Here is a 19,954-nt window from a genome sequence, read left to right as displayed (position 1 = left end):
AGGGCGATGTTGATAGACATCATACAACTTGATTTTTTTATCTTACAAGGGAGGCTGGTCGGTTTTTTTGGATGGTTTGCCTTAAAAACTCGGAAACACCTTTATTTGCTGGATTTTTTAGCAAGGAAAAGAAACATGGGGAAGATCAGTTTAGCGCTGGCGGAACCGTTCGATGACTGAGATGATTGCACTTGTCATACAAGCTAAGGGGCGTGGAGTTTTTACCTCACGACCCGCCTGCTCCGTTTCGAGGACCCACGGCCCATGCACCCAGACATCGAGGCAACGCCGCGCAAACGCACCCACAACCTGGCCCATGACCTGGTGGCGAAGCTGAGCCAGAGCATTTTGCTGGGGCAGTTGAAACCGGGGGAAAAACTGCCGTCGGAAGGTGCCATTGTGCAGGCCCATGGTGTCAGCCGCACGGTAGTGCGCGAGGCGATATCCAAACTGCAGGCCTCGGGGCTGGTGGAAACTCGCCACGGCATCGGCACCTTTGTGCTGGAGCAGACCGGTGAGCCGGGCCTGAGGCTCAATGTCGACACCGCCGCAGGTGTGCGGGGGATTCTGGAGCTGCGCCTGGGCCTGGAAACTCAGGCAGCGGCCCTGGCGGCCTTACGGCGCAACGAACGCCAACTGCAGCAGATGCGCCAGGCCCTGGATGATTACCAGCGGTTGCTCAGCAATAACGACAGTTGCGTCGACGCCGACCGGCGCTTTCATTTGCTCATCGCTGAAGCCACGGACAACACCTGTTTTGTCGAAATCATGCAGCACCTGGGCGGTGCGATGATTCCCCGAACCCGGGTGAACGTGGTCGAACGGGGTCAAGCGGACCTAGGGAAACTGGCGCAGTTGGCTAATTTGGAGCACGAGGCCATTTTCAATGCCATCAAACGCCAGGACCCGGACGCCGCCCGCGCCGCCATGTGGCTGCACCTGACCAACAGTCGCGACCGGTTTGGCGCGGGGGCCTGAAGGCTCATCGTCGCCTGACCCACCGCCATCGCGAGCAAGCTCGCTCCCACAGTGGATCGGTGGTGTTCTTCGATTTTGTGCTTAAAACCCAATCCCCCTGTGGGAGCGGGCTTGCTCGCGATAGCGTCGTGACAGTCAACATTGAGTCGGCTGATACATCGCCATCGCGAGCAGGCTCGCTCCCACAGTGGATCGGTGGTGGACGCCAGTCTTGTAATCGCCCGAGATCCCTGTGGGAGCGAGCCTGCTCGCGATGAGGCCGGCAGATCATGCTCAAAACCAGCAGGCAAAAAAAACCGGCGCAACCCAGGTTGCGCCGGTGTGTTGCCAGTGGATGTGCGGATGTTCGTGGGTCCGCGCATTCACTGTCGGGCTCTTTGCCGGTTACGCTCGTTCCAGCGCCAAGGCCACGCCTTGACCGCCGCCGATGCACAGCGTGGCGAGGCCTTTCTTGGCGTCGCGCTTGATCATTTCATGGAGCAGCGACACCAGCACTCGGCAACCCGAAGCACCGATCGGGTGGCCCAGGGCGATGGCACCGCCATTGACGTTGACCTTCTCCATGTCCCATTTCAGCTCTCTGGCCACGGCCAGTGACTGGGCGGCGAAGGCTTCGTTGGCTTCGATCAGGTCCAGTTGCTCCAAAGACCAGCCGGCCTTGTCCAGGCAGCGGCGGGTAGCCGACACCGGGCCGATGCCCATGATTGCCGGGTCTACCCCCGCATTGGCATAGGCGCTGATTTTCGCCAGTACCGGCAAGCCCAGTGCCTTGGCTTTTTCCGCGCTCATCAGCAGCACGGCGGCGGCGCCATCGTTCAGCGACGAGGCATTGCCGGCGGTAACGCTGCCGTCCTTCTTGAACGCCGGCTTGAGCTTGCCCAAGGATTCGGCGGTGGTGCCGGCCCGGGGTTGTTCGTCGGTGGCGAAGGCCACAGGATCGCCTTTGCGCTGGGGAATCAGGATCGGCGTGATCTCATCAGCAAACCGGCCACCTTCAATCGCCGCCACGGCCTTCTGCTGGGAAGCGGCGGCAAAGGCGTCCTGCTCCTCGCGGCTGATCTCGTACTTGTCCACCAGGTTTTCGGCGGTGATGCCCATGTGGTAATCGTTGAACGCATCCCACAGACCATCGGTAATCATGCTATCGATCATCTGCGCATGGCCCATGCGCAGGCCAGTGCGGGCAGCCGGCAGTACGTACGGAGCCAGGCTCATGTTTTCCATGCCGCCGGCAATGATCACCTCGGCATCGCCACAGCGGATCGCCTGGGCACCCAGGTGCAAGGCCTTGAGCCCCGAGCCGCAGACCTTGTTCAGGGTCAGCGCCGGCACCGCGTGGGGTAGGCCGGCGAGGATCGACGCCTGGCGCGCCGGGTTCTGCCCGCTGCCAGCGGTTAGCACTTGGCCAAGAATCACTTCATCGACTTGCTCGCCGGACAGACCGGTCTGTTCCAGCAACCGACGAATCACCGCGGCACCGAGTTGCGGTGCGGGAATGGAGGCCAGCGAACCCTGGAAACTGCCAATGGCGGTACGGGTGGCGGCGACAATCACGACTTCTTGCATCGAATCTCTCCTCACTGGGCAGCGAACTGCATTTCAGGCACGTGGTCCGGCACGATCAGTTTGCCGGCAGTCTTGGCGACGATTTCCTCGACGCTGACGCCTGGGGCACGTTCTTTGAGAATGAAGGCGCCGTCCTGGATTTCCAGGTAGGCCAGGTCGGTCAGCACGCGCTTGATGCAACCGGCACCGGTCAGCGGCAGGCTGCACCGGGGCAGCAGTTTCGACTCACCGTCCTTGGACGCGTGAGTCATGGTGACGATGATGTTCTCGGCACCGGCCACCAGGTCCATCGCGCCGCCCATGCCCTTGACCAGCTTGCCAGGGATCATCCACGAGGCAATGTTACCTTCCACGTCTACCTCGAAGGCGCCCAGCACGGTCAGGTCGATGTGCCCGCCACGGATCATGGCAAAGGATTCTGCCGAAGAGAAGATCGAGGCGCCGATGCGTGCGGTGACGGTCTGCTTGCCGGCGTTGATCATGTCGGCATCGACCTCGGCTTCGGTAGGGAACGCGCCCATGCCGAGCAGGCCGTTTTCCGACTGCAGCATGACTTCCATGCCTTCGGGGATGTAGTTGGCGACCAGGGTCGGAATGCCGATGCCCAGGTTCACGTAGTAGCCGTCCTGCATTTCGCGGGCGACGCGTTGAGCCATTTGTTCGCGGGAAAGTGCCATGTTGTTATTCCTTCATTCGGGCCGGGGGCAGGGGATCACTTACGCACGGTGCGCTGTTCGATGCGCTTTTCGAACGTGCCGCAAATGATCCGGTCGACGTAGATGCCTGGGGTATGGATCTGCGTCGGGTCCAGCTCGCCCGGTTCGACGATTTCTTCGACTTCAACCACGGTGATCTTGCCGGCTGTGGCCGCCAACGGGTTGAAATTCTGGGCGGTATGGCGATAGACCACGTTGCCGAAATGGTCGGCTTTCCAGCCTTTGACGATGGCGAAGTCGCCGGTGATGGATTCTTCCATCAGGTACTGGCGGCCATGGAATTCACGCACTTCCTTGCCTTCGGCCACTGGCGTGCCGACCCCGGTGGCGGTGAAGAAGGCCGGAATGCCCGCGCCGCCGGCGCGCATTTTTTCGGCGAGGGTGCCTTGCGGGGTGAGCACGACTTCGATTTCGCCGCTCAGCAGCTGCTTTTCGAAAAGAGCGTTTTCGCCGACGTAAGACGCGACTACCTTGCGGATCTGCCGATCTTCCAGCAATACACCCAGACCGAAACCGTCGACGCCGCAGTTATTGGAAACCACGGTGAGGTCGCGGATGCCCTTGCGCTTGATCTCGGCGATCAGATTCTCCGGGATGCCGCAGAGGCCGAAGCCGCCGGCGATCACCGTCATGCCGTCTTGCAAGCCTTCCAGCGCTTCTTCGTAGCTACTCACACGTTTGTCGAAACCTGCCATAGACACCTCTTTTATTCTTGATGGGGTCGCAATGAAATGCAGTGTTGCGCCAAGTCATATATTTGTTAAGTTGATTTTTAGGTTTGATTGATTGATAAAACTCAATAATTGCCGCGATCCGCTTGCGGCTTGAAACTGACCGCTTGCCGTCGGGAGCGCAGCGACCCATGACCCTCAAGCAAATTCGCGCTTTCCTCGCCGTGGCCCAAAGCCTGAGCTTCGCCGTGGCCTGCGAGCGGCTGCACCTGTCCCAGTCGGCCCTGAGCTTGACCATCAAGGCCTTGGAAGAAGGCTTGGGCGGGCGCCTGTTCAGTCGCAATACCCGCAACGTGGCGCTGACGCCAGAAGGCGAATCGCTGTTGCCCCTGGCCCGGCGCCTGGTTGCCGATTGGGACAACGCCGAGGATGAAATGCGCCAACGCTTCACCTTGCAACGCGGCCGCGTCACCTTGGCGGCAATGCCGTCCTTTGCCGGCAACCTGCTGCCGCCGATCCTCAGGACCTTCCGCGCCCGCTATCCGAATGTCAACGTCACGGTCAACGATGTGATCAACGAACAGGTGCTGGAAATGGTTCGTGATCGGCACGTTGAACTGGGGGTCGCGTTCGAGCCGATGCAGAGTTCGTCGCTGGCCTTTACCCCGTTGTATCTGGACCGCTTCGTCGCGGTGGTGCCGCTGGACTCGCCACTGGCGCAGCGCAGTGAGATCCAGTGGCAGACGCTGCTGGAGCAGCCGTTTATCACGCTGCAAAGGCCCTCCACCGTGCGGGTGATGCTGGAGGAGCATTTGCAAAGCCGAGGCATGAAACTGCCGGTGGAATTCGAGAGCCATCAGTTGGCGACAGTTGGACGGATGGTCGCCAGCGGGTTGGGGGTGAGTGCGGTCCCGGCGCTGTGTGTCGGGCAGATGCATGAGCTGGGCGCCCGCTGCATTACCCTCAGCGATCCAGTGATAGAACGGGCCATCGGTGTGCTGACCAAGCCGGGGCATGAACTGTCGGCGGCGGCGCAGGCGTTGTTCGATACGCTCAGGGATCAGGACATCGGTGCGCAGTTGACCACGCGGTAAACCACGGTTCACTTGTGGGAGCGAGCCTGCTCGCGATAGCGGTGGTTCAGCTAGCCTCTATGCTGGATGTGCCGCCGCAATCGCGAGCAGGCTCGCTCCCACAGGGGGGCTGCGGTGCTGTTAGAACTGGCGTTGAGTCAGCAGCGGCAGCAGTTGCTCACAAGGCTCTTCAAACTTGAGATCCAGCAACTCATCGGCGCGTGTCTTGCCTCGGTTGATCGCCAGCAGCGGCTTGCCCCGTTCCTTGATCGCCCGGCACAGGCGAAACGCCGACCAAGCCATCAGCGACGAGCCCACCACCAGCAGGCCGTCCGCCTGTTCGACGGCTTGCATGGCGCGAGTGGCGGTGACGGCGGCGACGTTTTCGCCGAAAAACACCACGTCGGGTTTCAAGCGCTCGCCGTCGCAATGAGGGCAGCGGGGCACCTGGAAGCGCGCCTCGAACGCGGCATCCAGCAGGGTATCGCCGTCCGGCGCCTGAACCGCGTCGACACCGGCCAGGTAAGGATTCTGCGCTTGCATCAATAGCTGGATCTGCTGGCGCTCGCTGTGCTGCTCGCAATCCAGGCACACCACCCGATGCAGGCTTCCGTGAAGTTCGATCACGTCGTGGCTGCCAGCCTGGTCATGCAGGGTGTCGACATTCTGGGTGATCAGGCCGCTGATGCGTTGGTGCGCCTGCAACATCGCCAACGCCTCGTGGGCCACGTTCGGCCGGGCCTGACGGACCCGCGGCCAGCCCAGCATCGCCCGCGCCCAGTAGCGCCGCCGTGCTTCGGGTTTGGCGAGAAACTCCTGGTACATCATGGGTTGCCGACCCCGTCGCACACCCTCGCTGTCCCGGTAGTCGGGAATGCCCGACGGGGTGCTGATGCCGGCACCGGTGAGCACCAGAAAACGGCGCCCGGCCATATGCTCCAGCAATTGATCGATCGGTTGACGGTGAAAGTCGTCGGGCATAGAGGTCGCTCCGCTGGCCTGGAGTCGTTGAGGTTAGCACCGTGGTTCGTCGAGAGGGCGGTGGGAATGCCTTTCGTCGCACTGCGTTGTTGTTTCTTCAAACTTTCCCCGGTTGCGCGACATCCACCTCTTGACGGCACTTCAAAACTGTCGCGCTCCAAGGCAGTGACGACCCTGGCTAAGGAGAAGCAAATGGCTACGCCTAAAGAGAACCTGTTGGATTGGCTCAACGACGCCCATGCCATGGAACAGCAGGCGGAAAAAATGCTCAAGGCCCAGGCCGAGCGCCTGGAACACTATCCGCAGCTCAAGGCCCGGATTGAGGAGCACCTGCAGGAGACCCTCGGGCAACAAAAACTGGTGGAACAATGCATCCAGCGCCTGGGTGGCAGCACTTCGATGCTCAAGGACATGGCCGGCAAACTCATGGCCTTCGGTCAGGCGGTGGGCGGTATGACGATGAGCGATGAAGTGGTGAAAGGGGCCATGAGCGGCTACGTGTTCGAGAACCTTGAAATCGCCTCCTACACGGTACTCATTGAAGCAGCAAAAGTGGCCGGCGATATGGAAACACAGAGGGCTTGCGAACAGATCCTGCCGCAGGAAGTCGCCATGGCCGAATGGCTGCGCGAGCACCTGCCGCAGATCACCCAAGCGTTTCTGGAGCGTTCGGCCAACCCGCACACCGAAGCCAAACGCTGAGCGTGAGAAAGCGGCCGGCGAGGTGTGTCGGTCGCTTTTAACGCGCCGAGAGAGGAGGCGTATGAAACAGACCACCGGTGAAGTACGGGCCATCAATCGACAGAGAGCAATGGTCGGTGTGTACGTCGAGGAAGAAGACAACCACACAGTCCTTGAGCTCGATTCCGCCAACGACATCGATATTGGTGACGTCATGGAGTGGGACAGTGGCAAGGCCTTGGGCACCCAGTCTTATCGCAACCTGACCAAAGGCTGGACCGCCGAGGTCTATGTGGCGAACCATGGCGTTGCGGCGGCGAACCTTGAGGTTCAATTGCTGGTGTGATCCTGACGACAGCTTTAAAACCGGAACCCAGGAGAACGAACATGAGCGAGTTAAAGTGCGGTTGCCCCGATTGCCAATGCGATGTGGACCCGCAACAGGTGTTCAATCGCGATGGCGAGGCCTATTGCAGTCAAGCCTGCGCCGACCAACATCCAAACGGTGAACCTTGTCCGGCACCGGATTGCCATTGCGAACGCAGCGGCAAGATCGGCGGGCCAGATGGGAATGGCAATTAACGGGATGACGCGTTGGAGGAAACGTTTACGACCAGCGATCCCATTTCATCCTGAATATAAACCGAGATTGCGGCCCGCTAACGATGGGCATCGCTCAAGTTGAGTAGTTGAATTCATTATTGGGCGTCATTTGTTTGAAAGGCCGTTGTAACTCGACGCCGCAGTGAGAGTGTGGGATTGCATGAGCCGTTCGTCGCTGTTTTCAAGATGTGTTTAAAACCTTGTCGGCGCCAGACTTTCAGATTGTTAGGAGTCAGCAGGTTCGCAACATCAACTAACGAGGTGAATGAAATGGCTAATACAGGAAATAAGAATCCTGGCAATTTCGCTAACGATCGTGAAAAGGCATCGCAAGCCGGGAAGAAGGGCGGCCACGTGTCAGGTGGTAACTTCGCGAATGATCCGCAGCGCGCATCCGAGGCCGGGCGCAAGGGGGGGCAAGCTTCGGGCGGCAATTTTGCCAATGACCCGGAACGAGCAGCCGCCGCCGGCCGAAAAGGTGGCCAGGCCTCGGGTGGCAATTTTGCCAAAGACCCTGAGCGGGCCTCCGAGGCCGGTCGAAAGGGCGGTCAGGCATCCGGCGACAACGTTGCCAGCGACCGATAGTCAGTTTCCGAAATAAGTCAAAAAGGCCCTGGAAACAGCGAGGATGATGGGCGCAACTCTGAATACCCAATGACGTTACGGGCCCTGTGTTAATCGCATGGGGCCTGTCGGATTTATATACAACGGGATCGCGGCAAGGAATGTCTTCAAGCGAGAGGGAGTGTAAGTTGTTCAGTTACCTGGCATTTCTGCAAGTGCGCCTTACCGATTACCGTTCGTCTCGTTTATTAAATAAAAGATAAATTTTAACTGTTTAACTTCTTCAGATTTTCTGTGGGCCTGCCCCCGGCAGTGTCCCTTTGGCTTGTGTCCTGAACGAGGAGTTTCATCATGTTCTTACATAACAAAAGACTGCAGTACACCGTACGTGTCGCCGAGCCTAACCCAGGGCTGGCTAATCTGTTGCTTGAACAGTTCGGCGGTGCCCAGGGCGAGTTGGCGGCGGCGTCGCGCTACTTCACCCAGGCCCTGTCCGAGGATGATCCCGGCCGCAAGGATCTGTTGATGGACATTGCCACCGAAGAGCTCAGTCATCTGGAGGTGATCGGCTCGATCATTGTGATGCTCAATAAAGGCGCCAAGGGCCGAATGGCCGAGGGTGTGGAAAAGGAAGGCCAGCTGTACCGGGACATCAACGGAGCCGGCAACGACTCTCACATCACCAGCCTGCTTTATGGCGCCGGTTCCCCGCTGACCAATTCGGCCGGTGTACCTTGGACAGCCGCTTACGTCGACACCATAGGTGAGCCGACAGCGGACATGCGGTCCAACATCGCCGCCGAGGCACGGGCGAAAATCATCTATGAGCGCCTGATGAATCTCACCGATGATCCTGGGGTAAAAGAAGCGCTGGGCTTTTTGATGACCCGTGAAATCGCGCACCAGATGTCCTTTGAAAAAGCCCTGCACTCGATCCAGCCGAATTTCCCTCAAGGTAAACTGCCAGGCATGCCAGAGTTCACCAACGTGTACTTCAACATGTCCCAAGGCGAGCCTTCGGTGCGTGGCCCATGGAACCAGGGCGATGAGTGGGAATTCGTCGAGAACCCAACGCCGGCGGTGGATGGCGGCGATGGTCTGGCAAGTGTGCAACTGAGCAAGAAAGACGAAGCGCTGCTGATGGACATGAAGGCGCGGACCATGTCCAACCCGGAAAGCGACCCCATGACAGGTGCCGACTTGGGTTCAGGGATGCAAGGTGACAAACTGTAGAAAACCGGCGAGGGGGCCTGGCTCCTTCGCCTGAAAATTGCGTTTGAGCGTACCCTCGTTGCGGGACGATCAGACATGACCTGGCGCAAAACCAGTAAGGATATTCGATGGACCAGCCCACCTCCCGGATCCGATCGCCCTGGCGTACCTGGCTGGATCCTGTGCAAAACAACCTGCTGCTGGGGGTGAGCTTCTGGCTGGGGCTGGCGGTGATCGCCGCGTTGTTGCTCTACAGCGGTTACAACGCATTGGTGGGGGCCGACCGGCACAACCTGGGCTACGCCGTTCTGGGCGGCACTGCCGGTTTCGCCGCCACGGCGCTGGGCGCGTTGATGGCGGTGGTGCTGCGTGATATCTCCTCGCGGACCCAGGACATCATGCTCGGTTTCGCCGCGGGCATGATGCTCGCTGCCAGTTCGTTTTCGCTGATCCTGCCAGGTATCGAAGCGGCACAAAGTATCGTGGGCAATCAACTGCTCGCCGCGTTTGTCGTTGTGGTCGGCCTGGGTCTGGGCGTGCTCCTGATGATCGGCCTTGACCGTTTCGTGCCCCACGAACATGAAGTGAGTGGCCGGCGCGGTCCGCAATCGGAACGCATCAACCGTGTCTGGTTGTTCGTGCTCGCCATCACCTTGCACAATTTGCCCGAGGGCATGGCCATCGGCGTCAGTTTTGCTAACGGTGATCTGCGGGTCGGCATGCCCCTGACCACTGCCATTGCGATCCAGGACATCCCCGAAGGGCTTGCCATCGCCATGGCGCTGCGAGTCACCGGGATCAGTGCGCTGCGTGCCGCGCTGATCGCGGTGGGCTCGGGGCTGATGGAGCCGCTGGGTGCGGTGATCGGGTTGGGCATGTCCTCGGGCGTGGCCGTGGCGTATCCCATCAGCCTGGGGCTGGCGGCGGGGGCCATGATCTTCGTGGTGTCCCACGAAGTGATTCCGGAAACCCACCGCAACGGCCACGAAACGCCAGCCACGCTGGGGTTGATGATGGGGTTTGCGGTGATGATGTTCCTCGACACGGCACTGGGTTAGCAGGCCGTCGAGCACTGAACCACGAAGGGTATCAGCAGGATCGAAATCGGGCCTGGCGAATGCGCCAGGGCCCGATTTTTTTTGTGCCCGCAGACAAACCAGCGGCCTGTGATACCGCACGGCGTCCCGCAGTGAAACTCGTTTGAACTACGCCTCAACCTGCTCCGTCATCTGTACTGAGAGGCACGTAGTCGGGCACCCCTCGGGGCTTCCCGGTATCGAGTATTCATCACGGAGGCGATGGGCAGACATGACTATCCCGGACAACAACCCAGAGCGAGAAAACGGCACGTCGGGCCAGGCCCGACCCGAGGATCACCTGAACCACATCAAGGACGACGTGAGCGAGGCCATAGGCAGCGCTCGTGAGCAGGCCGATGCGCATTTCGGCCAATACCGCGATACGGCAGCGGATCAGATCGATGCACTGGCGCGTGGTGCCAAGTCAGCCGTGTCGGAAATCGAAGCCAACGACACCCTGGGCCTGTCCCACTATCTGGCAGACATGGCCGATTCGATGAGCGGCCTGTCCAGCAAATTACGCCACATGAGCGCCGAGCAATTGCTGCACGATGGTTCTCGACTGGCTCGGGAAAACCCGGGTCTGTTCCTGGTCGGCAGCGTAGCGGTGGGGTTTGGCCTGTCGCGGTTTCTGAAGGCCGGCAGCTCGCCTGTCCCGGCCGAAGTAGTCGATCCCGCCGCCGGCCACTCAAGCCCGCCAAGCGGAGGATTTGCCGCCCGTGGACCCTTTGATCCGAACCCGGATCCTATCGCACCGGGCGTCAATTCTGCCGGCGGCCACGCCACCGCCAGCACTCCCGCTGCGTCCGGCACCCAGGACCAGCCCAGTGATGCCACTACCGGCTCGTTGCCCGGTTCGGCCAATACCCGAGGAGAATTGCAATGAACCGACCAGACCCAGATATTCAGCGTCCCGTCGGGACGTCGGTGCCCGATCACGATGCGTCGGTGATGGGGCTGTTAAAGCAATTGACCCACGAAGTCCCCTCGCTTTTTACCAAGGAGCTGGCACTGGCCAAGGCCGAATTCCAAGCGAGCCTGAACACTTTGAAAGCGGGTATCGCCGGGGTGGCCGGTGGCGCGATGGTGCTGCTGGCCGGTTTTATCATCCTGCTGATGGCGGTGGTCTACGGCTTGAGCACTATCATGCAGCCCTGGCTCGCGGCGTTGATCGTCGGCGCAGTGGTCATGATCATTGGTTTCATTATGGTGCAGTCGGGCAAGAAGCAATTCGAACCGTCCCACTTCAAGCCTGAGCGAACGCTCGATGCGTTGAACAAAGACCAGGAAGCCCTGCGGAGGAAAGTCTCATGAAGGATGAATTCAAAACCGAATCCCAGAAGAGCCCGGAAACCATCGAGCGCGAGATCGACGAGCAACGGGCCCACATCAGCCATATCGTCGACGCCCTGGGCAGCAAGTTCACGCCGGGGCAGATGCTCGACCAGGCGCTGACCCTGGCCAAAGGCAACGGGTCGCAGTTTTTTGGCAACCTGGGTACCACCGTGCGCAACAACCCGGTACCCACCGTGCTGACCACCGTGGGGCTGTGCTGGCTGATGCTGGGTCAGAATCGTCCGCCACGGGTCGGTTATCGCGTCGGGCCGGACCAGGATGCCAGCGGCTGGAGCGAAGGGCTTGCCGGTGGCCTGGACAGTGCCAAGGAGCATCTGCACAGCACCACCGATTCGTTGCGCGACGGGTTTCATCATCTCAAGGACAAGGCTTCGCATTTGGCCGACGGTTTGGGCGCCAGCGCCAGCCATGCCCGGAGCAAAGCTCACGAGACGGGTGAGCGCGTGGCCCATGGCTCGCAGGACCTGGGTGATCAATTCAGCCGTCTGCTCAAGGAGCAACCGTTGATGATGGCGGCCGCGGGAATCGCGCTGGGCGCCATGCTCGGCGCCGCACTGCCCAGTACTGCCACTGAGCAGCGGGTGATGGGCAAGACCAGCGCCGATCTGGCCGACAAGGCCAGGCAAGCGGCACGCGAGGGGTATGCAACGGTGCGCGATAGCGTGAGCAAGACCACCGAGCATCGTGACGAAACTTCACCGCGTGCTCAGGCGCGTTCCGGTACGGACCTGTCTGAGGGGCTGGGCACGTCTTAAGTTGAACGCGGTCCACGGCGCAGGGCCGGCAACGCCTGCGCCGGGTGCCTGTCGAGCCTGACAGTAGCCAAAGTCCGGTGACCGGTATTTCATGGCTCCATCGTCAACGTTCCGGGGAGACTGCACATGAAGCACCGGGTCAGGTTTTCGGGCCATCTGATCTTCATCGGATTTGGCTCCATTACCCGGGCCACGCTGCCGCTGCTGTTGCGGCAGGATCACGTCCCGGTCAATCAGATCACGGTCATTGCGCCCGTGATCGAGAAAAATATCTGGTTCAAGGAGCGGGGCATTTGCTTTGTCCGCAAAGCGCTGACTGAACACACCTTCACGCAGACTCTGGACCGCTTCATCAAACCCGGCGACTTCATCGTCAACCTGTCGGTGGAAGTCAGTTCGCTGGCCCTGATGATTTATGCCTTCGGCAAGGGCGCGCTGTACCTGGATACCTGCATTGAGCCTTGGGCCGGTGGCTACGATGACCCTTCATTGGATTTATCGCATCGCACCAATTACGCGTTGCGCTACCAGATGCTGGGCCTGCGCAAAAAACTGGGCCATGGCCCGACCGCCGTCGTGGCCCATGGCGCCAACCCCGGTTTGATCACTCATCTGCTCAAGGCTGGCCTGGTGGAACTGGCCGTGCAATTGAACCATCGCTTGCCACAGAACCGCGAAGGCGTGGACTGGGCCAGGCTGTGCATGGAGACAGGCATCAAGGTGATTCATTTTGCCGAGCGCGACACTCAGCGCTCCAGCCGCCTCAAGCAGGACGATGAGTTCGTCAATACGTGGTCGGTGGAAGGCTTGATCAGCGAGGGCCACCAACCGGCCGAGTTGGGCTGGGGCACCCACGAGCGCACCTGGCCAACGTCTGCCAGGCGCCACCGCTTCGGCAGTCGCAATGCCATCTACCTCGAGCGCCCGAGCGCCACTGTGCCGGTCAAGACCTGGACACCGTTGGGCGGGCCGTGCCTGGGGCTGATGATCACCCATCACGAAACCGCCTCTACAGCAGATCTGCTAACACTCAAGGACCAGCAGAAACTGATCTATCGCCCCACACTGCATTACGCCTATCACCCGTGCAACGATGCCTTGCTGTCGATCCATGAGTTGATCGGTCGAGGCTGGCAGAGCCAGCATCAGCAACGGATTCTCAACGGTGAAATCGACAGCATCGGAGCCGATGCGCTGGGCGTCTTGCTGATGGGGCATGAACTCAATGCCTACTGGTTCGGCTCGGTATTGACCATCGATGAAGCCCGGGCGCTCTTGCCCTTCAACAATGCCACCAGTTTGCAAGTGGCGGCGGGGGTTTTGTCGGGGATTGTCTGGGCGGTGGAAAACCCGGATCGCGGCGTCGTCGAGCCAGAGCACATGGACTACGAACGTGTGCTGGAAGTGGCCAGGCCTTACCTCGGCACCTTGGTGGGCAAGCAGACCGACTGGAGGCCGACCGGCGCGGTGCACACGTGTTCCCTGGACGGGGCGGCGGATGATTGGCAGTTCGAGCATTTCACGCGGTTTTGAGCGAGACGCCAACCGCGAACGCAGCCGCCTAAGCACAAAATCGGCATCGTCCTCGCTACACAAAACGGCAGGCTTCAGAAGCGTTGCACGGAAAACCGCTCGAGCCAGTCGGGGGCGGTGCCGGCGATGCACTCGGTGACCAGTTGTCCGGTCGCTCCGGCAAGGGTCAGGCCCAGGTGTTGATGGCCGAAGGCGTAGATCAGTCGTGGCTCGTGTGGTGAGGGACCGATGACTGGCAGCGAGTCGGGTAGCGATGGACGAAAACCCAGCCAGCGGCGGGCAAACGGTTCCTTCAGGCCAAGCACGCGGCGCACATGCTGCTCCAGATAATCGAAGCGGCGAGGATTGGCCGGATCATGGATCGAACCCAGTTCCACCGTGCCGGCTACGCGCAGGCGTCCGGCCATGGGCGTCATGTAGAAAGCACTTTCCACCGGGCAGCAAGGGCGATTGAGCAGGGTGTCTGGTAGATCGAATTCGATGTGATAGCCCCGTTCGGTGTCCAGTGGTATGCGATCGCCCATCTGTGCCGCCAGTGCACCGGACCAGGCCCCAGCGCACAGTACCACCCGGTCGGCCTGGTAGTGCTGGCCCTCGGCGCTGTGCAGATGAAGCCCGTTGGCTTTGCGTTTTATTCCGGTAATCGTCGCCTTGCGCAGCGCTCCCTCGGCCACCAGCGGCGCTGCCAGGGTTTCGATAAACCGCTTCGGATCGTCCATGTGGGATGATTCGGGAAACAGGAGCCCGGCCACTGACTGGCCCGCCAGCGCCGGTTCGAGTTGTTCGACTTCAGCGACGCTCAACACCTGCTGGGCAATGCCCAGCGAACGCCGCAGTTCGATGGCAGCTTGCGCGGCTGCGAACCCTTGACGGGTGCCGTAGGTATACAGGCAGCCCCGGTGCTGCAAGCCTTGCCTGGCGAGCGGCGTGTCAGCCAGCAATGGCTCATACCCGCTGTAAGTACGTTGCAGGATCGTCGCCAGCGCCTGGGTGTTTGCGGTGCAGCGCGAGGCCCGACATTCATTGAGAAAGCGCAGCAGCCACGGCATCAGACGTGGCAGTCGGGCCCAGTTGATCACGAAAGGCGAATCACTGGAAAACAGCAGGGATGGAATGGCTCGCAGCAACGCAGGCTGGGCGATTGGCATCACCCCGTACGGCGCCAACGTCCCGGCGTTGCCATACGAAGCGCCGGCGGCAATGCCGTCGCGCTCCAGCACCACCACTCGATAACCCTGGCGGCGTAACCAGAGCGCCGTGGCCACGCCAACCACACCGGCACCGATAACGGCGATTTCGCAATGAATGGGCTGTGTCATCACGGCTCAGATCCGGTTGTGCATGTGAAGGTGACCCTGGCGCGCCAATTGGCTGATCACGGTCAGGGCCTTGACCAGTTGCTCACGGGACAATGCCGCCGAGATGTTGATGCGCACCGCTTGTGGTGACAGTTCCGGGCTGAGGGTAAATGCCCCGCCCGGCAGCAGCACCACGCCCTGCTCCTGGCAGAGGCGGGCGAAGCGTGAGCTGTTCCAGGGTTCGGGCAGCAGCAGCCAGGCGTGGGTGCCGGTGGCGCTGTGCTGAAACGCCAGGCCTTGCAGATGCGTGGCCAGCAAGGCTTGGCGAATGCGCAGTTCTTCGCGCTGTTCCGAGACCAGTTGCTCGGCCAGGCCTTCCTCGATCAGTCGTGTGGCGATCAGCGCGGTCAGCGGCGAGTTGCTCCAGCAGTCGATGCGTTGCATGGCCGCGATGCCTTGCAGCAGCGCAGGCGGGGCCATGACAAAGCCCATGCGCAAGCCGGGGGCGATGCATTTGGACAAGGCGCTGATATAAATCGTTTGTTCGGGCAGCAAGGCAGCGAAGGGCAGGGGCGACTGCTCCAGCAACGGCCTGTAGACATCATCCTCGATCACCAGCACATCGGTCTGGCGGATGACGGCCGCCAGGGCTTCGCGACGCTCGGCGTCGAGGGTGATTGCCGTGGGGTTGTGAATCGACGGTATCAGAAACAGCAACCGCGGCTGATGCTCGGCGCAGGCTTGGCGCAAGGCTTCGGGACACATGCCTCGCGCATCGGCATCGACCCCCAATAGATTCAGGCCGAGGGTACGGCACAACCCGTTGATGCCCTGGTAGGTGATGTTGTCGGCTAGCACCGTGTCGCCACTGCTGGTGAGGCTGCGCAGGGTGTGGGCAATGCCGTGTTGCGCGCCCTCGGCGATCAGTATGTGTTCAGCCTGGGCCTGGACGCCGGTGTGCTGCAACCATTGCGCAATGGCCTGCCGGGCCCAGAGCGGTCCCTCGCTGGGATGGTAATCCTTCATGTCGACAAAGCGCGGGTCGTCGGCCAGGCGCGGCAACAACTGGGAGAGTACCCGGTTGTAGCCGTCCGTGGCAGGGCGGTTGACGCTCAAGTCGGCGGTGCCGGGGTCGTTGCTGGGAGCGGACTGGAACTGCGCCGCCGGATGACGGCCTTGCGCCACTTGCGTGCCGCGGCCGGGCCGGCTTTCCACCAGGCCCTTTTGCTGCAGCACCGCCATGGCTCGGGTCACCGTGGTGATGTTCACCCCCAAGGCGCTGGCGAATTCACGATGGGGTGGCAGCCGATCACCTGGTTTCAACTGACCGTGAAGGATTGCATGGGTCAGCGAGTCGGCCAGCTGCGCGTACAGCGTCTCGGACTTTTCCCGATGCAGGCTGGCGTGGTTTTTCAGTTCCTTCAGCAGTTTTTCAAATTGACTCATGGGCCCTTAATCCTGGTTGTCATGCTTTTTTGTGCGCCTTAAAGCTGACTTGTCATGCTTTTTATCCGATAAAAAGGCCATTGACAAGCCAAAATAGCGTGATTAGTGTGTGAATTGTAATGCTTGTAATGCACCTAAGCATGACAAGTGGATGATCCATTCTTCAAACCGTTGATCTGCACCAGCGCTGCATGGACGTCGAGGCAGGGAGGGGCTCAGGGACAGAGCAAGGTCGTGGTTGAGTGTGTATGGCTTGTACCGGTCAAAAACAATCAGTTGCCAATAGGTGAAGCTATGTCCGATTCCAAATTCGATGTCCCTGGTATTTCCCGGCGTTCGGTGCTCAAAGTCGCTGGCTACGGTTCACTCGCCGCCATTGCCGGTTCGGCCCTGGGGCCGGTGCCGTTCGCCTTCGCGGCCGGGCAACCGATCAAGACCATTCGCCCCGGCTACCTGACCGCCGCCTGCCTGGGGGACATGCCCTTGGGGGCTCTGCGCGACGGTGTGCCGGTGGGCACTGACCTGGAGTTGCTGAAGATCATCGCCGACCGTCTTGAGCTCAAGCTCGACGTGCTCACCATGGGCTTCCCGGCAGTGATCGAAGCCGTGCGTTCGGGGCGCGCCGACTGGTTCGGCGGCAACTTCGCCTGGAACCCGATGCGTTCCAAGATCCTGCTGCTCACCGACGCGGTGTTCTACACCGGCGCGTACGTGATCATGCGTGACAGCGAGCCGTTCCAGAGCAGCATCAGTGTCAATGACATGAAGGGCCGCACGGTGGGCAGCAACACCGGTTATTTCACCATCCCCGATATGAAGCGAATCGATGGCGTGAAAGAGGTGAAGCTCTACGACAACACCGACGCCTGCCTGCGCGACGTGCGCGCCGGACGGCTGGATTTTGCCGTGCTCGACGCCCCCACCATCGACTACATGATCCTGCAGGACCCCAGCCTCAAGCTCAAGCAAGTGCCCATGGCCTACGATGAAAAATTCCCCAGCCTGACCGCCAAGTTCGAGGCGATCTGGGGTATTCATCCGCAGAATCAGGACCTGTTCGATGGCGTGAACCAAGGGCTGCGCTGGTTGCGCGACACCGGTCAGATCGGCCCGGTCCTGGCCCGGTATGGCATCAAGAATCCCGACTATCTGGTGCCGCTGCCCAAGGACCAGCGCGTCGGCGTGGACCGCGACGAACAGGGCAACCTCATCGGCCCGTTCAAGCACACGCCCCGGGATTTCAGCCAGGTTTTTGCCTGATACACCTTGGCGGCTGCGCTCACGTTTTGTGTCATCTACTTGCGGACATTGCTCATGGCTGAATCTCATCCACTGGTGCGGGTCGAGGGTCTTCACAAGTCCTTCGGCCGGCTGGACGTCTTGAAAGGCATCGACCTGCAGGTGCAACAGGGGCAGAAAATCTCTCTGATCGGGCCCAGCGGTTCGGGCAAGACCACGCTGTTGCGCTGTATCAACTACCTGGAAGAACCGACCCGGGGCAGCATCTACATCGACAATGCGCTGATTGGCCAGCGCAAAGTGGGTGAACGCACGGTGCCCATGGGTGACAGGGACCTGGCCCGGATGCGCGCCAACATCGGCATGGTGTTCCAGCGTTTCAATCTGTTCCCGCACCTCAGCGTGTTGGACAACATCATCCTCGGGCCGTTGAAGGTACAGCAACGCAACCGCCAGGAAGCGGTGGAACAGGCCGAGGACCTGTTGAACAAGGTCGGCATGTTTGCCAAGCGCGACGCTTACCCGGACCAGCTCTCCGGCGGCCAGCAACAACGCATCGCCATCGCCCGCGCCCTGGCGATGCGCCCCAAGCTGATGCTGTTCGACGAGGCCACTTCGGCGCTCGACCCGGAGCTGGTGGGTGAAGTGTTGACGGTGATGCGCAAGCTGGCCGAGGAGGGCATGACCATGATCATCGTGACCCACGAAATGCGCTTTGCCGAAAGCGTGTCCGATCAGGTGATTTTCATGGCCGACGGCAATATCGTCGAGCAGGGACCGCCCCGCCAGATATTCCGGGAAAGCCAGGTGGAGCGTACGCGCGCCTTTATCAGCGCTGTTCAGGAGCATTGATCGATGTTCGATTCAAGCGAGCTGAGCAAGTCCGTCGACCTGCTGCCTTATTTTCTCGAAGTGCTGGGCATCGGCGCACTGACCACCCTGGGCCTGACGGCAGCGTCCTTTATCGTCGCGGCGCTGCTGGGGTTCGGCCTGGCGTTGATGCGCCTGTCGCGCAACCGAGTCCTGCAGTGGGTGGCCAGCGTTTATCTGGAGGTGTTCCGCAATATCCCGATCCTGACCCAGCTGTTCATCCTCTATTTCGGCCTGACGTACATCGGCATCACCTTGCCGGCCATCGGTGCGGCGATCATCGGGTTCGGTCTCAATGGGGCAGCGATGCTCTCGGAGGTGTTCCGTTCCAGCATCCTCAATGTTGATCGCGGGCAAAGCGAAGCGGCGTTCTCCATCGGCATGACCCGGGCCCTGGCGATGCGCATGATCGTGTTGCCCCAGGCCTTGAAAGTCTCGATTCCAGGCATGGCGAACTTCGCCATTGGCCTGCTCAAGGACACCTCGCTGGCTTCGGCCGCTGCCGTGCCGGAGCTGACGTTCAAGGCCAAGATGCTGGTGAGCGAGACCTACCAGACCAACCTGATTTATTTCCTGCTGGCCATCATTTACCTGGCGCTGAGCCTGGTGCTGTCCCACTGGGCGGCGCGCACCGAGCGGCGCCTCACCGTGATCAAGGAGCGCTGACATGGGCTATGGCGAGTTGTGGGAAGCCACCCACGTCGAATTGCTGCAAGCGGCCTGGGCCACGTTGCGGCTGGCCTTTGGCGCGCTGGTGATCGGCCTGGCGGTCGGTTTGCTGGTGGCTTTGGCGCGATTGTCCGGCTCAAGGGCGTTGCGCCGATGCGCACTGTTCTACATCGAGATCTTTCGTGGGACGCCGGCGCTGGTACAGCTGTTTATCGTTTATTTCAGCCTGACGGCGGTAGGCGTGCAGTTCAGCTCGTTCCAGGCGGCGATGATCGGATTGGGGCTCAATGCAGCGGCGTACCTGTCGGAGATCTATCGCTCGGGCCTGGAGGCTGTGCCCAAGGGCCAGGTCGAGGCGGCGAAGGCCATCGGCATGCCGCGGCTTCAGGTGCTGCGTTGGGTCGTGTTGCCCCAGGCGATTCGCATTGTGCTGGCGCCCATTGGCAATGTGGCGATCTCCTTGCTCAAGGATACCTCCGTGGCCTCGCTGATCGCCGCGCCGGACCTGATGCTACGGGCGCAGGATCTGAGTTCTGTGTATTTCATGCCGCTGGAGACCTACGTGTTGGTGGGGGCGATGTATTTTGCCATGTGTTATCCGCTGTCGATGGTTGTGCGCAGGTTGGAGCGGCGGCGTAAATACTGATCACCCTTCACGCAGATC

General features: G+C 60.8%; 23 protein-coding genes. 17 read left to right on the top strand and 6 right to left on the bottom strand.

Translation table 11 applies throughout. The features are described from left to right. The first annotated feature begins 6 nt into the window (after positions 1 to 6). Positions 7 to 180, top strand: coding sequence for a hypothetical protein (locus GKKCFE_RS15665; protein ID WP_445576801.1), 174 nt, complete (start codon positions 7 to 9; stop codon positions 178 to 180). An 84-nt stretch (positions 181 to 264) separates the two neighbouring features. After that, the gene (locus GKKCFE_RS15660; RefSeq protein ID WP_188251033.1) at positions 265 to 978 is read left to right on the top strand and encodes a FadR/GntR family transcriptional regulator; all 714 of its coding nucleotides are present in this window, start codon (positions 265 to 267) and stop codon (positions 976 to 978) included. Between the two features lie 384 nt (positions 979 to 1,362). On the opposite strand, the gene GKKCFE_RS15655 is transcribed toward GKKCFE_RS15660, so the two are convergent. The 3 genes from GKKCFE_RS15655 to GKKCFE_RS15645 are packed head-to-tail and all read right to left on the bottom strand — an operon-like array spanning position 1,363 to position 3,955. Next, positions 1,363 to 2,544 carry an acetyl-CoA C-acetyltransferase gene (locus GKKCFE_RS15655; protein WP_173406782.1) on the bottom strand — a complete coding sequence of 394 codons (1,182 nt, stop codon included), beginning with the start codon at positions 2,542 to 2,544 and terminating at the stop codon, positions 1,363 to 1,365. Between the two features lie 11 nt (positions 2,545 to 2,555). Continuing rightward, positions 2,556 to 3,221, bottom strand: coding sequence for a CoA transferase subunit B (locus GKKCFE_RS15650; RefSeq protein WP_003180355.1), 666 nt, complete (start codon positions 3,219 to 3,221; stop codon positions 2,556 to 2,558). Between the two features lie 35 nt (positions 3,222 to 3,256). After that, a complete protein-coding gene (locus GKKCFE_RS15645) occupies positions 3,257 to 3,955 on the bottom strand; it encodes a CoA transferase subunit A (RefSeq protein WP_047227779.1) in 699 nt (232 codons plus the stop codon). Positions 3,956 to 4,122: 167 nt separating this feature from the next. Between GKKCFE_RS15645 and GKKCFE_RS15640 the strand changes: the two genes are divergently transcribed. After that, positions 4,123 to 5,025: a LysR substrate-binding domain-containing protein gene (locus GKKCFE_RS15640; RefSeq protein ID WP_445576800.1), complete on the top strand. Its 903-nt coding sequence runs from the start codon at positions 4,123 to 4,125 to the stop codon at positions 5,023 to 5,025. 120 nt (positions 5,026 to 5,145) lie between these two features. On the opposite strand, the gene GKKCFE_RS15635 is transcribed toward GKKCFE_RS15640, so the two are convergent. After that, positions 5,146 to 5,985 (bottom strand): NAD-dependent protein deacetylase, encoded by an 840-nt coding sequence (locus GKKCFE_RS15635; protein WP_445576799.1) that lies wholly within the window; start codon positions 5,983 to 5,985, stop codon positions 5,146 to 5,148. 192 nt (positions 5,986 to 6,177) lie between these two features. Here GKKCFE_RS15635 and GKKCFE_RS15630 point away from each other — a divergent pair, with 192 nt between their 5' ends. From GKKCFE_RS15630 to GKKCFE_RS15585, 10 genes are all read left to right on the top strand, one after another. Further along, a complete protein-coding gene (locus GKKCFE_RS15630; protein ID WP_139049636.1) occupies positions 6,178 to 6,687 on the top strand; it encodes a ferritin-like domain-containing protein in 510 nt (169 codons plus the stop codon). Positions 6,688 to 6,748: 61 nt separating this feature from the next. Continuing rightward, positions 6,749 to 7,012 carry a hypothetical protein gene (locus GKKCFE_RS15625; protein ID WP_047227782.1) on the top strand — a complete coding sequence of 88 codons (264 nt, stop codon included), beginning with the start codon at positions 6,749 to 6,751 and terminating at the stop codon, positions 7,010 to 7,012. Positions 7,013 to 7,053: 41 nt separating this feature from the next. Continuing rightward, positions 7,054 to 7,248, top strand: a complete 195-nt coding sequence (locus GKKCFE_RS15620; RefSeq protein ID WP_316911940.1) for a metallothionein — start codon at positions 7,054 to 7,056, stop codon at positions 7,246 to 7,248. Positions 7,249 to 7,539: 291 nt separating this feature from the next. After that, positions 7,540 to 7,854, top strand: coding sequence for a general stress protein (locus GKKCFE_RS15615; protein ID WP_445576798.1), 315 nt, complete (start codon positions 7,540 to 7,542; stop codon positions 7,852 to 7,854). A 330-nt stretch (positions 7,855 to 8,184) separates the two neighbouring features. Further along, positions 8,185 to 9,066: a manganese catalase family protein gene (locus GKKCFE_RS15610; RefSeq protein ID WP_047227785.1), complete on the top strand. Its 882-nt coding sequence runs from the start codon at positions 8,185 to 8,187 to the stop codon at positions 9,064 to 9,066. A 107-nt stretch (positions 9,067 to 9,173) separates the two neighbouring features. Beyond that, positions 9,174 to 10,103, top strand: coding sequence for a ZIP family metal transporter (locus GKKCFE_RS15605; protein ID WP_047227786.1), 930 nt, complete (start codon positions 9,174 to 9,176; stop codon positions 10,101 to 10,103). 250 nt (positions 10,104 to 10,353) lie between these two features. After that, positions 10,354 to 11,010, top strand: a complete 657-nt coding sequence (locus GKKCFE_RS15600; protein WP_445576797.1) for a hypothetical protein — start codon at positions 10,354 to 10,356, stop codon at positions 11,008 to 11,010. After that, positions 11,007 to 11,438 carry a phage holin family protein gene (locus GKKCFE_RS15595; RefSeq protein WP_047227788.1) on the top strand — a complete coding sequence of 144 codons (432 nt, stop codon included), beginning with the start codon at positions 11,007 to 11,009 and terminating at the stop codon, positions 11,436 to 11,438. The genes GKKCFE_RS15600 and GKKCFE_RS15595 overlap by 4 nt, the downstream gene beginning before the upstream one ends. Beyond that, a complete protein-coding gene (locus tag GKKCFE_RS15590; protein ID WP_047227789.1) occupies positions 11,435 to 12,235 on the top strand; it encodes a DUF3618 domain-containing protein in 801 nt (266 codons plus the stop codon). Before GKKCFE_RS15595 ends, GKKCFE_RS15590 begins: the two co-directional genes overlap by 4 nt. A gap of 126 nt (positions 12,236 to 12,361) precedes the next feature. Beyond that, positions 12,362 to 13,768 (top strand): saccharopine dehydrogenase C-terminal domain-containing protein, encoded by a 1,407-nt coding sequence (locus GKKCFE_RS15585; protein ID WP_445576796.1) that lies wholly within the window; start codon positions 12,362 to 12,364, stop codon positions 13,766 to 13,768. Positions 13,769 to 13,842: 74 nt separating this feature from the next. Here GKKCFE_RS15585 and GKKCFE_RS15580 read toward each other — a convergent pair whose 3' ends face one another. Next, positions 13,843 to 15,087 carry an NAD(P)/FAD-dependent oxidoreductase gene (locus tag GKKCFE_RS15580; protein WP_445576795.1) on the bottom strand — a complete coding sequence of 415 codons (1,245 nt, stop codon included), beginning with the start codon at positions 15,085 to 15,087 and terminating at the stop codon, positions 13,843 to 13,845. Positions 15,088 to 15,093: 6 nt separating this feature from the next. After that, positions 15,094 to 16,512: an aminotransferase-like domain-containing protein gene (locus GKKCFE_RS15575; RefSeq protein ID WP_188251040.1), complete on the bottom strand. Its 1,419-nt coding sequence runs from the start codon at positions 16,510 to 16,512 to the stop codon at positions 15,094 to 15,096. A gap of 294 nt (positions 16,513 to 16,806) precedes the next feature. Here GKKCFE_RS15575 and GKKCFE_RS15570 point away from each other — a divergent pair, with 294 nt between their 5' ends. From GKKCFE_RS15570 to GKKCFE_RS15555, 4 genes are read left to right on the top strand one after another with little or no spacing between them, the layout of a single operon-like run. Beyond that, positions 16,807 to 17,772, top strand: coding sequence for a substrate-binding periplasmic protein (locus tag GKKCFE_RS15570; RefSeq protein WP_188251041.1), 966 nt, complete (start codon positions 16,807 to 16,809; stop codon positions 17,770 to 17,772). Between the two features lie 54 nt (positions 17,773 to 17,826). Beyond that, entirely contained in the window at positions 17,827 to 18,603 is a 777-nt protein-coding gene (locus GKKCFE_RS15565; protein ID WP_445576794.1) for an amino acid ABC transporter ATP-binding protein, read from the top strand. Between the two features lie 3 nt (positions 18,604 to 18,606). Then, positions 18,607 to 19,287: an amino acid ABC transporter permease gene (locus GKKCFE_RS15560; protein WP_339492054.1), complete on the top strand. Its 681-nt coding sequence runs from the start codon at positions 18,607 to 18,609 to the stop codon at positions 19,285 to 19,287. Position 19,288: 1 nt separating this feature from the next. Then, positions 19,289 to 19,936 carry an amino acid ABC transporter permease gene (locus GKKCFE_RS15555; RefSeq protein ID WP_316911935.1) on the top strand — a complete coding sequence of 216 codons (648 nt, stop codon included), beginning with the start codon at positions 19,289 to 19,291 and terminating at the stop codon, positions 19,934 to 19,936. The last annotated feature ends 18 nt before the right edge of the window (positions 19,937 to 19,954 follow it).

The sequence above is a fragment of the Pseudomonas sp. E141 genome (assembly GCF_052659885.1).
This window is presented reverse-complemented; position numbering and strand designations above follow the sequence as displayed.

Coding starts and splice junctions, on each gene's coding strand:
- GKKCFE_RS15610 (WP_047227785.1), top strand. CDS start 8,185: ATGTTCTTACATAACAAAAGACTGCAGTACACCGTACGTGTCGCCGAG.
- GKKCFE_RS15620 (WP_316911940.1), top strand. CDS start 7,054: ATGAGCGAGTTAAAGTGCGGTTGCCCCGATTGCCAATGCGATGTGGAC.
- GKKCFE_RS15635 (WP_445576799.1), bottom strand. CDS start 5,985: ATGCCCGACGACTTTCACCGTCAACCGATCGATCAATTGCTGGAGCAT.
- GKKCFE_RS15665 (WP_445576801.1), top strand. CDS start 7: ATGTTGATAGACATCATACAACTTGATTTTTTTATCTTACAAGGGAGG.
- GKKCFE_RS15600 (WP_445576797.1), top strand. CDS start 10,354: ATGACTATCCCGGACAACAACCCAGAGCGAGAAAACGGCACGTCGGGC.
- GKKCFE_RS15645 (WP_047227779.1), bottom strand. CDS start 3,955: ATGGCAGGTTTCGACAAACGTGTGAGTAGCTACGAAGAAGCGCTGGAA.
- GKKCFE_RS15630 (WP_139049636.1), top strand. CDS start 6,178: ATGGCTACGCCTAAAGAGAACCTGTTGGATTGGCTCAACGACGCCCAT.
- GKKCFE_RS15580 (WP_445576795.1), bottom strand. CDS start 15,087: ATGACACAGCCCATTCATTGCGAAATCGCCGTTATCGGTGCCGGTGTG.
- GKKCFE_RS15590 (WP_047227789.1), top strand. CDS start 11,435: ATGAAGGATGAATTCAAAACCGAATCCCAGAAGAGCCCGGAAACCATC.
- GKKCFE_RS15660 (WP_188251033.1), top strand. CDS start 265: ATGCACCCAGACATCGAGGCAACGCCGCGCAAACGCACCCACAACCTG.
- GKKCFE_RS15605 (WP_047227786.1), top strand. CDS start 9,174: ATGGACCAGCCCACCTCCCGGATCCGATCGCCCTGGCGTACCTGGCTG.
- GKKCFE_RS15585 (WP_445576796.1), top strand. CDS start 12,362: ATGAAGCACCGGGTCAGGTTTTCGGGCCATCTGATCTTCATCGGATTT.
- GKKCFE_RS15650 (WP_003180355.1), bottom strand. CDS start 3,221: ATGGCACTTTCCCGCGAACAAATGGCTCAACGCGTCGCCCGCGAAATG.
- GKKCFE_RS15565 (WP_445576794.1), top strand. CDS start 17,827: ATGGCTGAATCTCATCCACTGGTGCGGGTCGAGGGTCTTCACAAGTCC.
- GKKCFE_RS15640 (WP_445576800.1), top strand. CDS start 4,123: ATGACCCTCAAGCAAATTCGCGCTTTCCTCGCCGTGGCCCAAAGCCTG.
- GKKCFE_RS15555 (WP_316911935.1), top strand. CDS start 19,289: ATGGGCTATGGCGAGTTGTGGGAAGCCACCCACGTCGAATTGCTGCAA.
- GKKCFE_RS15625 (WP_047227782.1), top strand. CDS start 6,749: ATGAAACAGACCACCGGTGAAGTACGGGCCATCAATCGACAGAGAGCA.
- GKKCFE_RS15570 (WP_188251041.1), top strand. CDS start 16,807: ATGTCCGATTCCAAATTCGATGTCCCTGGTATTTCCCGGCGTTCGGTG.
- GKKCFE_RS15560 (WP_339492054.1), top strand. CDS start 18,607: ATGTTCGATTCAAGCGAGCTGAGCAAGTCCGTCGACCTGCTGCCTTAT.
- GKKCFE_RS15595 (WP_047227788.1), top strand. CDS start 11,007: ATGAACCGACCAGACCCAGATATTCAGCGTCCCGTCGGGACGTCGGTG.
- GKKCFE_RS15575 (WP_188251040.1), bottom strand. CDS start 16,512: ATGAGTCAATTTGAAAAACTGCTGAAGGAACTGAAAAACCACGCCAGC.
- GKKCFE_RS15615 (WP_445576798.1), top strand. CDS start 7,540: ATGGCTAATACAGGAAATAAGAATCCTGGCAATTTCGCTAACGATCGT.
- GKKCFE_RS15655 (WP_173406782.1), bottom strand. CDS start 2,544: ATGCAAGAAGTCGTGATTGTCGCCGCCACCCGTACCGCCATTGGCAGT.